The 16,183-nt window shown below is 32.6% G+C and carries 16 protein-coding genes; 9 read left to right on the forward strand and 7 right to left on the reverse strand.

What is annotated here, in order from left to right:
• Positions 1-35: 35 nt before the first annotated feature.
• From nosZ to G4L40_RS08220, 7 genes are all read left to right on the forward strand, one after another.
• A complete protein-coding gene (gene nosZ / locus G4L40_RS08190; RefSeq protein WP_166236716.1) occupies positions 36-2,021 on the forward strand; it encodes a Sec-dependent nitrous-oxide reductase in 1,986 nt (661 codons plus the stop codon).
• Positions 2,022-2,183: 162 nt separating this feature from the next.
• Positions 2,184-2,768, forward strand: a complete 585-nt coding sequence (locus G4L40_RS08195; RefSeq protein ID WP_166236717.1) for a hypothetical protein — start codon at positions 2,184-2,186, stop codon at positions 2,766-2,768.
• Positions 2,769-3,188, forward strand: coding sequence for a nitrous oxide reductase accessory protein NosL (locus G4L40_RS08200; protein ID WP_166236718.1), 420 nt, complete (start codon positions 2,769-2,771; stop codon positions 3,186-3,188). It begins immediately after the preceding gene.
• A 6-nt stretch (positions 3,189-3,194) separates the two neighbouring features.
• The gene (locus G4L40_RS08205; protein WP_166236719.1) at positions 3,195-4,424 is read left to right on the forward strand and encodes a nitrous oxide reductase family maturation protein NosD; all 1,230 of its coding nucleotides are present in this window, start codon (positions 3,195-3,197) and stop codon (positions 4,422-4,424) included.
• Positions 4,421-5,143, forward strand: coding sequence for an ABC transporter ATP-binding protein (locus G4L40_RS08210; RefSeq protein WP_166236720.1), 723 nt, complete (start codon positions 4,421-4,423; stop codon positions 5,141-5,143). Before G4L40_RS08205 ends, G4L40_RS08210 begins: the two co-directional genes overlap by 4 nt.
• Positions 5,127-5,894, forward strand: a complete 768-nt coding sequence (locus G4L40_RS08215; RefSeq protein ID WP_166236721.1) for an ABC transporter permease subunit — start codon at positions 5,127-5,129, stop codon at positions 5,892-5,894. The genes G4L40_RS08210 and G4L40_RS08215 overlap by 17 nt, the downstream gene beginning before the upstream one ends.
• 23 nt (positions 5,895-5,917) lie before the next feature.
• Positions 5,918-6,292 carry a group III truncated hemoglobin gene (locus tag G4L40_RS08220; protein ID WP_166236722.1) on the forward strand — a complete coding sequence of 125 codons (375 nt, stop codon included), beginning with the start codon at positions 5,918-5,920 and terminating at the stop codon, positions 6,290-6,292.
• A 105-nt stretch (positions 6,293-6,397) separates the two neighbouring features.
• On the opposite strand, the gene G4L40_RS08225 is transcribed toward G4L40_RS08220, so the two are convergent.
• From G4L40_RS08225 to G4L40_RS08235, 3 genes are all read right to left on the reverse strand, one after another.
• Positions 6,398-6,952 carry a fasciclin domain-containing protein gene (locus G4L40_RS08225; protein WP_166236723.1) on the reverse strand — a complete coding sequence of 185 codons (555 nt, stop codon included), beginning with the start codon at positions 6,950-6,952 and terminating at the stop codon, positions 6,398-6,400.
• Between the two features lie 81 nt (positions 6,953-7,033).
• Entirely contained in the window at positions 7,034-8,203 is a 1,170-nt protein-coding gene (locus G4L40_RS08230; protein WP_166236724.1) for a hypothetical protein, read from the reverse strand.
• A gap of 47 nt (positions 8,204-8,250) precedes the next feature.
• Positions 8,251-8,838 carry a Crp/Fnr family transcriptional regulator gene (locus G4L40_RS08235; protein WP_166236725.1) on the reverse strand — a complete coding sequence of 196 codons (588 nt, stop codon included), beginning with the start codon at positions 8,836-8,838 and terminating at the stop codon, positions 8,251-8,253.
• 612 nt (positions 8,839-9,450) lie between these two features.
• Here G4L40_RS08235 and G4L40_RS08240 point away from each other — a divergent pair.
• The gene (locus G4L40_RS08240; protein ID WP_166236726.1) at positions 9,451-10,296 is read left to right on the forward strand and encodes a hypothetical protein; all 846 of its coding nucleotides are present in this window, start codon (positions 9,451-9,453) and stop codon (positions 10,294-10,296) included.
• A 61-nt stretch (positions 10,297-10,357) separates the two neighbouring features.
• A complete protein-coding gene (locus G4L40_RS08245) occupies positions 10,358-12,343 on the forward strand; it encodes a TonB-dependent receptor plug domain-containing protein (RefSeq protein WP_166236727.1) in 1,986 nt (661 codons plus the stop codon).
• A 27-nt stretch (positions 12,344-12,370) separates the two neighbouring features.
• Here the strand turns inward: G4L40_RS08245 and G4L40_RS08250 are convergent, their stop codons facing one another.
• The 4 genes from G4L40_RS08250 to nadB all read right to left on the reverse strand — a co-directional run bounded on the left by G4L40_RS08250 (position 12,371) and on the right by nadB (position 16,178).
• Positions 12,371-12,808 (reverse strand): RrF2 family transcriptional regulator, encoded by a 438-nt coding sequence (locus tag G4L40_RS08250; protein WP_166236728.1) that lies wholly within the window; start codon positions 12,806-12,808, stop codon positions 12,371-12,373.
• 93 nt (positions 12,809-12,901) lie between these two features.
• On the reverse strand, positions 12,902-14,227 hold the full coding sequence (locus G4L40_RS08255) for a cbb3-type cytochrome c oxidase subunit I (protein ID WP_166236729.1): 1,326 nt from the start codon (positions 14,225-14,227) through the stop codon (positions 12,902-12,904).
• A complete protein-coding gene (locus tag G4L40_RS08260) occupies positions 14,224-14,655 on the reverse strand; it encodes a c-type cytochrome (protein ID WP_166236730.1) in 432 nt (143 codons plus the stop codon). Before G4L40_RS08260 ends, G4L40_RS08255 begins: the two co-directional genes overlap by 4 nt.
• Positions 14,655-16,178: an L-aspartate oxidase gene (gene nadB / locus G4L40_RS08265; protein ID WP_166236731.1), complete on the reverse strand. Its 1,524-nt coding sequence runs from the start codon at positions 16,176-16,178 to the stop codon at positions 14,655-14,657. The genes G4L40_RS08260 and nadB overlap by 1 nt, the downstream gene beginning before the upstream one ends.
• Between the last annotated feature and the right edge of the window lie 5 nt (positions 16,179-16,183).

Genomic DNA, 16,183 nt, shown 5'->3' on the forward strand with positions numbered 1-16,183 from the left:
AAGTAATACGATACCTTAATTTAACTACATATATCATGAAAAATAAATTTGTACAAGCAATTTTAGTAATTGCATTAGGAAGTGCCTTGGTTTCTTCTTGTAAACCAAAAAATTCAGGGGATGCCGTGAGTGGTGATGCTGCTCAACGTGTTTATGTAGCTCCTGGTAAATACGATGAATTTTATAATTTCGTATCTGGTGGTTTTAGTGGTCAAATGAGTGTTTATGGACTTCCAAGCGGTAGAATGATGAAAGTTGTTCCTATCTTCTCGGTAGATCCTGAAAGTGGATGGGGTTTTAGTGAAGAAACAAAACCAATGTTAAACACATCAGAAGGTTTTATTCCTTGGGATGATCAACATCACTTAGAGTTATCTCAAACTAACGGAGAAGTTGATGGTAGATGGATATTTGCTAATGCAAACAACACACCACGTATCGCAAGAGTTGATTTAAAACGTTTTAAAACTTCAGAAATTATTGAGTTACCAAACTCTGCTGGTAACCACTCTTCACCTTTTATTACTGAAAATACAGAATATGTAGTTGCTGGAACACGTTTTGGTGTACCTGGAGATTACGATAAAGGAGATGTGCCAATTAATACGTATAAAGAAAATTTTAAAGCTCACATCAGTTTTATTAAAGTAGATAAAGAATCTGGTAAAATGGATTTATCTTTCCAATTACGTTTACCAGGTGTGAATTTTGACCTTTCCCATGCTGGTAAAGGAAAATCTCATGGATGGTTTTTCTTCACTTGTTACAATTCTGAACAAGCTAATACGCTTTTAGAAGTTAATGCCTCACAAAGAGATAAAGACTTTATTATGGCGGTTAACTGGAAAAAAGCGGAAGAATATATCAAAGCAGGTAAAGGAAAAATTGAAAAAACAAAATATGCTCACAATACTTGGAATGACGAAACACATACAGGAACTTCTGTAATAAAAGAGGAAGTTTTAGTTTTAGATGCTATGGCAATGAAAGATATTTGTTATTTGATGCCTTGTCCGAAATCTCCTCATGGTTGTGATGTTGACCCAACAGGTGAATACATAGTTGGTTCTGGAAAATTAGCAGCATTAATACCTGTATTTAGCTTTGATAAAATGGTAAAAGCCATTGGTAAAAAAGATTATGAAGGTGATTATGAAGGAATTCCAGTTTTAAAATATAACTCTGTTCTTCACGGAGAAGTTCAAAAACCAGGATTAGGACCTTTACATACTGAGTTTGATGGAAAAGGAAATGCCTATACCACATTCTTCGTATCTTCTGAAGTAGTGAAATGGGATATTAAAACATTAAAAGTTTTAGATAGAGTTCCAACTTATTATTCTGTTGGTCACTTATGTATTCCAGGAGGTGATTCTAAAAAACCTTTCGGAAAATATCTAATTGCGTATAACAAAATTACTAAAGACAGATATTTACCAACTGGTCCAGAGTTAACCCAATCAGCCCAATTATATGATATTAGTGGAGATAAAATGAAATTGCTGTTAGATTTTCCAACTATTGGAGAACCTCACTATGCACAAGCTGCACCAGCTGATTTAATTAGAAACAACGGGCAATTAAAAATTTACGATATCAAGAAAAATAATCACCCAAGGGTAGCTAAAGGTGAAAAAGAAACAAAAGTGGTAAGGGAAGGTAAAAAAGTACATGTTTACATGACAATGGTACGATCACATTTCTCTCCAGACAATATTGAAGGAATTAAAGTGGGAGATGATGTTTACTTCCACATTACAAACCTTGAGCAAGATTGGGATGTTCCTCATGGATTCTCAATTAGAAGAGCACAAACCGCTGAATTACTAATTATGCCAGGTGAAACAGCAACTTTAAATTGGAAACCATCAAAAGTTGGTATTGTTCCATTTTACTGTACAGATTTCTGTAGTGCATTACACCAAGAAATGTCAGGATACATTAGAGTTTCTCCGGCAGGAAGTAATGTGCCAATTAGTTACAGTTTAGGTACCAATCTACCTGCTTCTGCAAAAAAATAATTTTATAGGGAGCAGCAATGCTCCCTATTTTTTTCTACCAATAAAACAAAAACCTTTACTTAAAAATTATAATTAAAAATGTTGTTGTTTATCTTGTTGTAAAATAAACTTGCGATAATTTATTTAAAAACAATATGTTATTTTATCATAAAAACGGAAATCATGAAAGAAAATAATTTAACAATACTTTCTAAAGTTTTGTTAGTACTAGTAGGATTATTATTTATTGGCTCTTTATTTGTACCTATGTGGAGAATTGAATTAAATGCTCCTCAATATCCAGAAGGATTAATGTTACAACTTCATGCAAATAAAATTGGAGGTGATGTAGATATTATAAACGGATTGAATCACTATATCGGTATGGCAACTTTGCATACAGAGAACTTTTTTGAATTTAAGATTCTTCCATACATTTTTGGTGCTTTTGCATTAATTTCGCTAATTTTAGTATTTATTAATAATAGAAAAGCTGTTTTTGGCTTTCTTGTAGTTTTTGTGCTTTTTGTAATTCTTGCAGGAATTGATTTTTATAGATGGAATTACGAATATGGACATAATCTTGATCCTAATGCAGCTATAAAAGTGCCGGGTATGGCTTATCAACCTCCATTAATTGGGTATAAGCAATTGTTAAATTTTGGAGCTTACTCTATACCAGACACTGGTGGATGGATGCTTGTAGGTGCTGGGATTTTATTATTTGCAATAGTTCTTAAAGAATTCAAATTTAAAAAATCAATATAAATGAAATGGTTATCTTATCTTTTAATTTTATTAGTATCGGTTTCTTGTGTAACAAAAGAAGCAGAACCAATTAAGTTAAATTCAGACGCATGTGAGTTTTGTAAAATGAAAATTTCAGATGGAAAATTTGGTGCTGAATTAATTACTAATAAAGGAAGAATTTATAAGTTTGATGATATGCATTGTATGATTAGTTATCACAAAGAAAATCAAACAACAAATATTCAATCTTTTTATATTCATGATTTTAATGAAAATAATATTTTGATTCCTGCTGAAACTGCTTTTTATGTGAAAGGTGGGGAGATTAATAGCCCAATGCGCGGCAATATAATTGCTGTAAAAACTGAGGAAGAAGCAAAAAAAATAACTGCAAAATATAAAGCAAATCCAACATCTTGGAGTGAAATAATTAAATAAAATCAAATGAAATATTTCTTAATTATTTTCCTTTTTTTTTCACTTTCTCTAAAAGCAGCAACTATTCACGTAGGTAAAAAACATGCGATTAAGTCTGTTAAAAGAGGAATTACTTTAGCTAAAGTGGGTGATACACTTATTGTACACGGCGGATGGTACAAAGAAGGAAATATAATAATTGATAAAAAAATTGTTTTTTTAGGTAAAGATTTGCCAGTTTTAGATGGCGAAAAAAAGCATGAAGTTTTATCAATACATGCTGATAGTGTTGTAGTTGATGGCTTTAAAATAATTCGAAGCGCTTATGCAACTATTACAGATCCATGCGGCATCAAAGTTTACAATAAAAGTCATGTTTTAATTCAAAATAATGTTTTAGACGATAATTTTTTTGGAATATATCTACAAAATTCTCAAAACTGCATTATTAAAAATAATACGCTAAAGGCATACGGAAAAGAAGAGCAAAAATTAGGTAACGGAATTCATTGTTGGAAATCAAAAGATATTTTAATTATTGCTAATCGAATTGACGGTCACCGAGACGGAATTTATTTCGAATTTGTAACCAATTCCGTAATTTGGAGAAATATTGCAAACAATAACATTCGTTACGGATTACACTTTATGTTTTCCAATGATGATGCCTACATAACCAATGTTTTCAAAAACAATGGAGCAGGAGTAGCCGTTATGTTTACCAAAAACGTAAAAATGTTCAATAATTATTTCGAGGAAAATTGGGGCGATTCGGCTTACGGATTATTGCTGAAAGAAATTGCAGATAGTTATATTTTCAATAATCGTTTTGCTCGAAATACATCTGGAATTTATATGGAAGGAACGTCTCGAATCAAAGTAGAAAAAAACAGTTTCGAATCGAATGGTTGGGGCATGAAAATCCAAGCGAGTTGTATGGAAAACGAAATCGTAAACAATAATTTCTTAAAAAATACTTTCGATATCAGTACCAATGGAAGTTTAGTTTTAAATACGTTCAATGAAAATTATTGGGACAAATACGAAGGTTACGATTTAGACAAAGATGGAATGGGTGATGTTCCTTATCATCCGCTGAGTTTATTTGCGGTTTTAACTGAAAATACGCCTTCCGCTATGTTGTTATATCGGAGTTTTATGATTACGTTGCTAGATAAATCTGAAAAAGTATTACCCAGTATAACACCTGATAATTTTGTAGATAATAAGCCTTTAATGAAGTCACTGCCGCTATGATTGAGATAAAAGAATTGCAGAAAAAGTTTGGAAAATTTGAAGTTTTAAAGAACATCAATCTTTCTTGTAAAAAAGGAGAATGTATTGCTTTAATTGGTCCGAATGGTTGTGGAAAAACCACTTTGATAAAATCGGTTTTAGGAATGGTTTTGCCAGATTCGGGTACGATTCATTTTAATGGAAATTCCGTTTTAGGTGAGTATTTGTATCGCGAAAAAATTGGATACATGCCACAAATTGGTCGTTATCCCGATAACATGACAATTGGTCAAATTATCGAAATGATAAAAAAGATTCGAAATTCATCAGATGATTTGGATGAAGATTTGCTGCACGCTTTCGAATTAGAAAAAATGTTCGACAAGCAAATGCGCACTTTATCCGGTGGAACAACTCAAAAAGTAAGTGCTGTTTTAGCTTTTCTTTTTAATCCAGATGTATTGATTTTAGACGAACCTACGGCTGGTTTAGATCCTTTGGCGGCTGAGATTTTGAAAGAAAAAATCATAAAAGAGAAAGAAAAAGGAAAATTGATTTTGATTACATCGCATTTATTAAGTGAATTGGATGATTTAATTACCGAAATCATTTTTATGCAAGAAGGTAAAGTACATTTTCATCAAAAAGTAGAAGAATTAAAAACGACTACTAGTGAAGAGAAAATTTCAAAAGCGATTGCCAAAATTTTAAAGAACAAACAAAATGAACCGAATCATTAAAATCATATTATCCGACATTATCCGAAACAAGATTGTTTTGGCTTACACGCTGATTTTGTCTATTTTATCATGGAGTTCATTTGCATTAGAAGATAATTCAGCAAAAGGATTACTAACGATTTTGAATGTGATTTTATTCACAGTTCCGTTAGTTTCTATTTTATTTGCTACAATTTATTTGTACAATAGCGCTGAATTTATTGAACTTTTACTAAGTCAACCTATCAAAAGAAGAAAGATTTGGTTGAGTTTATTTTTCGGATTATCCACGGCAATGGTTTTTGCGTTTTTTATTGGGGCAGGAATTCCGTTGTTAGTCAATTCTCCTGATAGTATTGGTTTTATGATGTTGCTAAATGGTTGTTTGATTTCAGTCATCTTTGTCGCTTTGGCTTTTTTGAGTTCGATTTTAACCCGAGATAAAGCAAAAGGAATTGGTTTAGCGATAATGATTTGGCTGTATTTCGCCTTGCTATTTGATGGAATGGTTTTGTTTTTACTCTTCCAATTAGCAGAATATCCAATCGAAAACATGATGGTAGGCATCACCGCTTTTAGTCCGATTGACTTAGCTCGAATTCAAATTCTCTTGCATTTAGATGTTTCTGCTATGATGGGATATACTGGGGCGATTTTCAAAGATTTCTTCGGAACTACGGTTGGATTACTAGTTTCATTCGTGTTGTTGAGTTTGTGGGCGATAATTCCGTTTTTCATTTCGATGCGAAAATTCAATAAAAAAGACTTGTAATTTATATTTAATCAAATTACAAAATGAAAACAGATATTAGAAATAGAAAAGATATTGAACTTTTAGTCGATACCTTTTATGATACAATCAAAACCGATGCTGTTATCGGTTTTCTGTTTACCGAAGTTGCTCATGTAAATTGGGAAACTCATTTACCAAGAATGTATGATTTTTGGGAAAACATTCTTTTCTATACTGGAAATTACAACGGAAGTCCTATGCAAGTCCACAAAGAGTTACACAGTAAATGTCCTATGAAACCCGAACATTTTGAGCATTGGGTAATCGTATTCACTACAACAGTTGATCAATTATTTGTAGGCGAAAAAGCCTCTGAAATTAAAGAAAGAGCATTAAATATTGCTCAAGTAATTCAGTATAAAACATTAGGGAATTAACTTTTGAAGTTTTAATTATTAATTCAAATTCGCATCAAATAAAAAGCGTAAACTGTTGAAGTCTACGCTTTTTACCTTTATAAAAGATGAATTAATAATTGTTTTCTATTTTGGAAGTAAAACATCGCCAATTACGTGGATAATTCCGTTTGATGTTTCAATAGAAGCCATAATTTCAGAACCGTTTACAAATGTTTTTCCGTCTTTTTTAGTGATTTTCACTTTTCCACCAAATACCATATCAAATTCTTGTCCGTCTTGCATATATTCTGTTTTCAACGAACCTACATACGTATGATAGCCTAAAATGTTTTCTAAATCGCCTTTTTTCTCAGGTTTTAATAATCCTTCTACGGTTCCTGCAGGTAATTTATCAAAAGCAGCATTAGTTGGCGCAAATACAGTAAATGGTCCGGCATTACTTAAAGATGTTACTAATCCTGCAGCTTTTACTGCTGTAACCAATGTAGTGTGATCTTTACTTCCCATTGCGGTTTGCACAATATTTGGAGCAGAATTTTCATCTACTACATTTTCTTGTCCTCCAGATGATACTTCTGTAGATTCTGATGTGGGTTCTGATGCTGTTTCTTCGCCTTGTTTACATCCAAAGGTGATTAGTAAACTAGCTAACAATAAAGTTTTAATGGAATTTTTCATAATTTGAATAATTTATACACACAAAGTACTTGATTATCTACTTATTATTTTATGCGTAGAATCATAAAAAAAAATACTTTTTTATCCTTTTTTTGTAAAAAAAGTTGTCCATAAAATACTTGCGAAAAGGAGTATGGCAATTCCAAACAAAGCTTCATTAATGTTAGGGATTAGTATATAACTTAAAGAAGCAACTCCTTGAATTCCTAAAACAACTTCATTAAGTACAACTCCAATGCTAAATACAACTAATCCTAAGATGGTTTTCTTATTTATTGTAACAAAATCATTCACATAAATGTAAAACAGTAGAAAAAGAGAAATAATAGCTAATAAAATCAAGTGTAAATAAGCAATCACAATTGATCTAAAACCAAAGGCTAATTTACTAATTGCCGGAATAGTGGAACCCAATTGTAATAAGAACTTCGCACTCAAAGCGAAACTGATGAATAAAATCAGATATTTTAAGTAATTTGGAAGAGTAACGAAGATGGATTTGTTTTCTTTTAAAATAGTTTTAAATAAAAAATACCAAACAACTACTTGAACAATCGCCGAAATAGCAGTTAAAATATAAATTAAAAGAGGCAAATCTAACCAAAGCGTTGATAGAAAATATCCAGCAATACAGGACCAAAATAACCAAATAAACGATTGTGAATAAATTCGATTTGAGTTTGATGTTACTTTTAAATAATCCAACAACAATCCCATACAAGCAAAGAAAAACCAACCATTGTATTGAAAATGCAAATAATAATAAATGGAAGCTAAATATTCATTCTGATGGATGTTTTTAGTTGCCATCATATAAGCCAAAGCAAAAGTTCCCAAAGACGAAATTACATTAAAAAATAATGCAGCTTTGAACCATTTTGTTGCTACAGAAGATGTTTCAAGTTGTTTGCAATCTTTAAAGAAAGAGTAAGCGAACCAGTAAGAAACAAAAATAGAAAGGGTTGAAAAAGTAATCGAAATCGCCCCATAACCTTGAATAATAAAGGAAATTAGCATTACATAAGAGCAAATTAAATTCCCAATTAAAATAAGATTGTATTTCTTAAACACAATTTTATTAAGGGTATCGTGTTTTTGTAAAAAAGCTATGAGTAAAGTTATTAAAGTATGCGTAACCCAACCTGCGAAAGCAAAATGAGAATGCGAGTGTTGTAAACTTTTTTGATCGAGAAGCGGAAATTCAAACAGAATTTTATAACGCATTAAAAGTCCTAATAATGCAACAAGCATCAGATTAAAAATCGAAAACCGAATCCAAAAAGTTGTTTTAAAAGACATCAGTAATATAATTTATGATTAATAATTTCCACTTTATTCGTCTTGCTCATTTTTGAAAGCTCTCGAATCACAGTTTCCACGCGTAAACCTGTAAAGTTGGCAATTTCTTGTCTTGTAAATGCTACCAATTCTTTTTTAGGACAATCGGGGTTTTTGTGGGCATTTAAAAAGGCTAAAATTCGAAACTCTGGTTTTTGATTTACAATGTCTTTTGTAGTTTTGGCTTTGGTGTGAATTCGAGTTGCCATTAAATTCAAGAATTGCTTCTGAATAAAAGGATATTCCTCTAAAATCTTTAAAAACTTCTCCTTCGAAATTTTTATTATTTTGGAATCTTTAAAGGCTACTGCAGTGGAAGGATACACTTCATCAATAAACAAAGGTGGTTCACCAAAACTATGACCATTTTTAAAATAGCCTTGAGTAAACTCTTTTCCTTCTTCATTGGAATTGTACATTCTTACGCAACCATCGATAATTTGATAATAAAAATTCGCTGATTCATCTTCATGAAAAATAATTTCATTTTTCTTGTACTCCTTGGCAATAGCGCCCCAAGTAAATAATAAATCTAAATCAATCTGCATAAAGTAGTTGTGTTGAAGGCTTTAATTCTTTTAGATAAAGCACAAATTAATTTCAATAAAAGTAAAAAAAATATGACTGAAATCATACTAGACCTTAATTTATTTCTTGTAAATTTGTCCCATGAAACAATTACTAATCATATTAACCGCGCTAATGTTCCTGAAGCCAATACTCCCGGTTTTAGAGTATGCCGTGAATTATGATTACATTGTAACTAACCTTTGTGAGAATAAATCCAAACCCGAATTAAAATGTAACGGGAAGTGTCACTTAACAAAACAATTGGCAAAAGCTTCCGAAAGTAATTCTGAAAATTCTTCTGATAAAAAAATATCTTTCGAACATACTGAAATTGTATTTTTTCAGGAAATTCAACCTATAGAAATTAGACAAATTTATTTTTTAAATAAAACTTCTATTGGTAACAATTATTCTAACCTTTACTTTCACTTGAATGATTGTGCCTTTTTTCATCCACCCACATTTATTTCTTAATTAAATATTGGTTTTTGTTAGTTCATTTACTGAATTAACCCACTCAACTTATATCATAATTTCTCTGAAAAATCACATTTCAGATGGAATTACAATCACTTTAATTAAAAAATATAATGAAAACTTCAATAAAATATATTGTAGCCATTTTTGCTATGGCCTTAACTTTCGTGTCTTGTTCAAACGATGATGAAACTACTGTAAATGAATTAGACGGAATTACTAAATTTAAAGAAATCACTAACGATACTCATACTATTGAATTGTATTCTCACATGGGAAGTTTAGAACAAGGATACAACGAAATTAGCTTAAGAATTAAAGACAACACCACAGATAAATACATTAAAAATGCCGAAGTGAGTTGGTCTCCATTAATGCATATGGCTATGATGACGCATTCATGTCCTTATTCAGCAGTAGAAAAAGTAACTGAAAACGGAACTTTATATGAAGGATATATCATGTTCCAAATGGCTCAGAATGATACGGAATATTGGGATTTAAAAATCGATTACACAATTAATGGAGTAGATTACACTGCTACAGATGTAATTGATGTGCCTGCTTCTGCAAAACGTAAAGTAAATACATTCACAGGTTCGGATGGTGTTAAGTATTTAGTGGCTTACATTGAGCCTCATCATCCAAAAGTAGCGCTTAACGATATGAAAGTTGGCGTTTGGAAAATGCAAAACATGATGACGTTCCCAGTTGTGGATGGTTACACTGTGAAAATCGACCCAAGAATGCCAAGTATGGGAAATCATACCTCTCCAAATAACGTTCATGCAATACAAACACTTGCTGGCGGATTATACGATGGTAAATTATCGTTAACCATGACAGGTTATTGGAAAATTAACTTACAATTAGCTGATGCAGAAGGAACTATCTTAAAAGGAGAAGAAATCACAGAAACAGTTACTGCTAGTAGTATTTTCTTCGAAATCGAATTTTAATTTTTACTTATAAAAAAGGTCATTATGACATTATAATGACCTTTTTTAAAACTTTTATATCATGAAAAAATTAATAGTATTTTTTCTGTCACTTTCGTTCTGTTTTACTTTTAGTCAAGAAGCAGATTCTCTTAAAACCAAAGAACTTAAAGAAGTTTTGGTAGTAGGGACAAAAGCAGCTTTGCACGAAAAACAAACCAAAACACTCGCAACTTTAGACGAATTTCTGCAAAAATCAACCAAAGTAGATTTAATCAAAAGAGGTGCTTATGCTTGGGAACCCATCATCAACGGAATGGCAACCGAGCGAACCGTAGTTACCATCGACGGAATGCGAATCTTTGGTGCTTGTACGGATAAAATGGACCCTGTAACTTCCTATGTTGAAGTATCAAATTTGTCTGAAGCTACGATTTCTTCTGGGCAACAAGGCAGTTGTCATGGAAATACGATTGGTGGTTCTATCGATTTAAAAAGAAGCCAACGCCAATTTACTAATGCAGGTTGGGAATTTTTTGTGAATTCAGGTTATGAAACGAATAATCGTCAGAAAATTATTGGCTCAGCCATCAATTATGCTGATAGTTTATTTTATGTGGATACCGATGTAATGTTTCGCGATGCCGAAAATTACAAAGCAGGAAATGATAAAGAAATTCAGTTTTCACAGTTCAGAAAACTCAATATTTCCGCCACTTCGGGTTACCGATTGGCGCCCAATAAAAACATTGAAGCTTCAGTAATTTTTGATAGAGCTACCGATGTCGGTTATCCTGCGTTACCAATGGATGTTTCTTTGGCGGAAGCTTTAATTACTTCGGTAAAATTCAATTACAAACTAAGTTTTGATTCAATCGATAATTGGGAAACCAAACTCTATTTTAATACGATTACGCACACCATGGACGACACCAAACGCCCAGATGTTCCTATTCATATGGACATGCCAGGTTGGAGCGACACTTATGGTTTTTATTCTAAAGTAAATGGGAAATACAAAAAACATCAATTTTTAGCCAATTTGAATTCGTTTTACAATCGTTCCGTTGCCGAAATGACGATGTATCCGTCCGATCCAAATGAAAATCTAATGTTTATGTACACTTGGCCTGATGTTCGTACGTTGTACACTGGAATTTATTTGGAGGATAATTTCGAAATCAATTGTCATTCTAATTTGAAATTCACTACGAATTTAGGATTTCATAATAACAATGTTGCTAGTGATTTCGGTTTAGAAAGTTTACAGATTTTTTATCCTGAAATGGAAGCTTCAAAATCTCGATTCCTAAAAAGTTTTTCTACCAATTATTTCTATAACAAAGACGGAATTTCGTATGGATTCGGAATGGGGTATGGCGAACGCGCTCCATCAGTTTCAGAAGGGTATGGTTTTTATTTGTACAACAGTTTTGATGGATTTGATTACATCGGAAACCCCAATTTAAAAAACGAAAAATCTTTAGAAGGAAATGCCAATATTGGATACAAAAATGCGAAATGGCAAACCAAATTATCCACTTCCTATTTTCACATTTACGATTATATCATCGGAATTCCTGATGCTTCTGTAGCACCTATGACTATTGGTGCCAATGGAATAAAAGTCTATACTGCTTTAGATTATGCTACTATTTTATCTTCCGATTTTACGGTAAGTTATCAATTATCTGATTTCTGGATTTGGAAAGGACAATTCGTATATAACTTAGGAAAAGACAATGAGAATAACGGATTGGCTTTTATGAGTCCGTTTAATTACATGACTTCTTTAGGCTTTAGACCAGGAAAATTTAGTTCGGAATTACAACTAAAAGGAAATGCCACACAAACCGAATACAACGCTTTTTATGGTGAAGACAAAACACCTGATTATGCGATTGTAAATGCTAATTTAGGTTATAAATTCAGTTTTGAGAAATCAAAAATGATGATAAATACCGGTGTTGAAAACATCTTCGATGCCAATTATACTACTTACACCGATTGGAAAAATCTTCCAAGAATGGGACGAAATATCTTTGTAAATTTGATGTTTCAGTTTTAAAAATACTACAAATTAGAAGAATTGGTTTTATAGCGATTTCAAGAAAGTTTCTCCTGATTTTATTCCCAAAGCTAATTCTTCTAAATTCGTGGTTTCTAGCATATGCGCTAATTCATCACGAATACTTTTGAATTTATCATGCACCGGACAAGGATGTATTTCAGAACATTGCGATAATCCTAATCCACAACCATGAAAAACGGCATCGCCATCAATAGCATCAACGATTTCAACTAAGAAAGTTTTTTTAATTCTCTTTTTCGGAATATAAAATCCCCCATTTACACCTTTTACAGATTCAATAACCCCTGCTTTTACTAGTATTTGTAAAATTTTAGCTGTAAACGCTTGTGGCGAATCGATTTCTTTAGCGATATCAACAAAACCTACCTTTTTTTCTTCTAAGGAATGTTTGGCAATAAATATGGTAGCTTTTATAGCATAATTGCATGATTTTGAAAACATAAGCAATGATAAATTTGAAAGAATTAAAGGTCAAATATACAATGGAATTATGATATTTCACCTGATTTTTATCATCGTATTTTTAGTATAAATTTATTCTTCTAGGTTCAATTTACTTTTCTTCCAAGATTGAAGAAACAGATATATGAAGAAACTCGCCATACTGAACATTAAAATCGTTCCCAAAATGATGAAAAGTAAAACCCAATTTCCACTGGAACTACTCATTTTACTGAAGCTTTCCGAAGTTAATCCAGCTTGCCAAATTGCACGTTGAACTCCCATTCCAATTAAGGAAATTAGAAAAAGTAATAAGGTAACTTGTACTATCCAAAACGTAATACTTCCATACAATCGCCATTTTGCCGAATTAAAACTCGGTTTAATAAAGTAAAAAACACCTGCCAAAATAATCATCGTATTAATTCCAATGGTAGTTCCCATAGCATGTGCCACCGTGATATGCGTTCCGTGCGTGTATAAGTTGATGGCTGGAATCGACATAAATAGTGCGAGGGTTAAGTTTAGCGTTACCCAATAATCAGAAGCCATTAAAAATCGGTAAGGGAAAAAGTAGTAAAACTGTTTATTTTCTTTGATTTGTTGGCTCCATTTGTAAAAAAGACGAATCAAAATAATCCATTCAGTCATGCTCACTGCATAGGCAATGTAATGAATATATTTTTCGGTTGGAAGCAAGTAAATATGGTGTCCCCAATTGAACATCAAATTAAACATTCCCAGAAAATACATTGCAAATGATAGTTTTTGATAGGATGATTTTTCATTGCCACTAATTTTTTCCATCAAATAAAAAGCAACACCATAAATAATTTGATTTATAGCGCCAACTAGCGAACCATTTACTTTCCATTGAATCGTCATATCGGCAATGAAATGTTGTCTGAAATATGGAAAAATCCACAAATAATTTTCGATAAAAGTGAAAATAAAGAAGATAATTCCAGTGAGCCACATCCAATAGTAAACAGGCCATTTTGTCGAAAATCCAATTTGATGCAGATAGAAAACTAAGAAAACAATAAAAGAAATAAATATCGGTAAAGCCCAAACAGGATTGAATTCCCAATATTCTCTTCCTCCAAAATCACCTGTAAAATAGCTGTAGAAAATTCCCAGCAAAGCAATTACCCAAAGTGAAAAATGAAGATATTGTAAAAAAGTACCAAAACGTGTGGTTTTCATTTTCGCAATAATCAAAGTCAGAAAACCCAATCCAGCAGTTATAATTCCCAAATAAGCGCTACTCACATGAAGCGGACGAAGCGATAAAAATCCCATAACACCCGATTTTGGTTGGGTAATACGATAACTTTCGGAAGCTAAATGTCCAAAAAACAAACCTAAAACAAACAATACAAGGGCTATTCTGATGAGCCAAATTCCAAAATTCTTCATTTCTTTTCTAAACTAAAAGTTCCTATTATTTCAGGTTGGTAATCTTGCGGATTCGATGTTCCTGTGGCATCTACATTTTTTAAAAAGTGTAAAAGTGCTTTCATTTCGTCATCCGAAATTTTAAAAGCAGGCATTTGTTTTACTCCCGATTTTATAATGCCTTTAATATACGCTTCGTTGTTCGCAGTTCTAGAATACACATTAGTTAAATCCGGACCCAAATAACCACCTAAGCCATACAATTGATGACACGTATGACAGTTGTGTTTCTGCCAAACCAATCGACCTTCAGCTACTAAATGAAGTTCTTTTTCAGAATAGGGCGTTGGGCTAAAAAGTGGAATGGCATAAATCCAAATGCTAAACGCTAGAAAGCAAACGAAAAGCATCAAAAAAATGCGTCTTGGATGGGCAAATAGATTCAGCATTACGAAATAGTTTTTTCTTTTTTAACCGATTTTACACGATGCCTTTTGGGTAAACAATCTTTTAAAATGATTTCTGCGGTTTGAATTAAATTGTAAGTTTCACATAAAAACGGATGCGAATTATAATTTTTGAACTTCATTTTGAAGCGTTTGCTCATTTCGGTAACCATTTCATATACTTTTTCAGTATTTTTCCCAGAAGTGTACAAAGCATCGTATTTCATGAAATGTTGCAGTTGGTTTTTAAATTGCAAAATTTGGTCGTGATGAATGTTTTTATAATGAATAGGCGTAATTTCAGATTTATTCAATTTAATCGCATCTACTGATGAAATCAGATGATTCGCTAAATCATGCGCATAAACAATAGCTTCTAATAATGAATTCGAAGCCAATCGATTGGCACCATGAAGTCCGGTGTGCGAACATTCTCCAATGGAGAACAATTGTTTGATAGAAGTAGCACCCATTTCATCCACGACAATTCCGCCACATTGATAATGCGCAGCAGGAGTTATCGGAATTAAATCTTTGGAAAGATCAATTCCGTTTTCAAAGCAATAGTTGTAAACCTTTGGGAATTTCGTTTTAAACGTTTCTATTGGTAAATGTCTAACATCAAGCCAAACGTGTTGCGAATGTTCTTTCTTCATTTCGTTAGAAATTGCTTTCGAAACAATATGTCGAGTTGCTAATTCGCCATCAGGATGATATTGAAAAACAAAACGTTCCATTTTATGATTTAAAATATGAGCTCCAAAACCACGAATCGCTTCGGTAATTAGGAAAGCTTGACTTTTATTAGGTTCGTAAAGTGCTGTGGGATGAAATTGAATGTATTTCATTTTGTCCAATTTTGCTCCCGCTCGATACGCCATTGCCACACCATCTCCCGTAGAAACAAAAGGATTTGAAGTCACGCCAAACACTTGTCCCGAACCGCCAGTAGCCAAAACAGTTGCTTTTGCTATGATGGAAGTCACTTCGCTTTTTTCATCAAATCCTATGATTCCAATGCATTTTTGATTGTCTTGCAAAACATCTGTTGCAAAAAAGGAAGTTCTGATGATAACATTCGCTAAATTTTGAACGACTTGAATCAACTTAGTTTCGATTTCTAATCCTGTTTTGTCTTTGTGGTGTACAATACGATTTTGCGAATGACCACCTTCTAAACCTAAATCCAATTCGCCAGAATTATTCTTGTCTAATTCCACGCCCCATTGAATCAATTCTTGTAATCGGGCAGGAGCTTCTGTGATCACGTGTTCGACTACTTTTTTATCACAAATGTCTTTTCCTGCAAGTAAAGTGTCTTGTATGTGTTGTTGGTAACTGTCTTTTATAAAATCGTGTACTACGGCAATTCCGCCTTGAGCGTAATAGGTATTGCACTCGTCAATGGAAGTTTTGCTAAGTAAGGTGATTTGTAGGTTCGAATTTTGCTCGCTGAGATATTTCGCTAGGGATAATCCTGCTAATCCTGTACCTACTATTAATATATCTGTTTCTAAATTTTGCATAATGT

This window comes from Flavobacterium celericrescens, assembly GCF_011392075.1.
GTDB classification, from domain to species: Bacteria; Bacteroidota; Bacteroidia; order Flavobacteriales; family Flavobacteriaceae; genus Flavobacterium; species Flavobacterium celericrescens.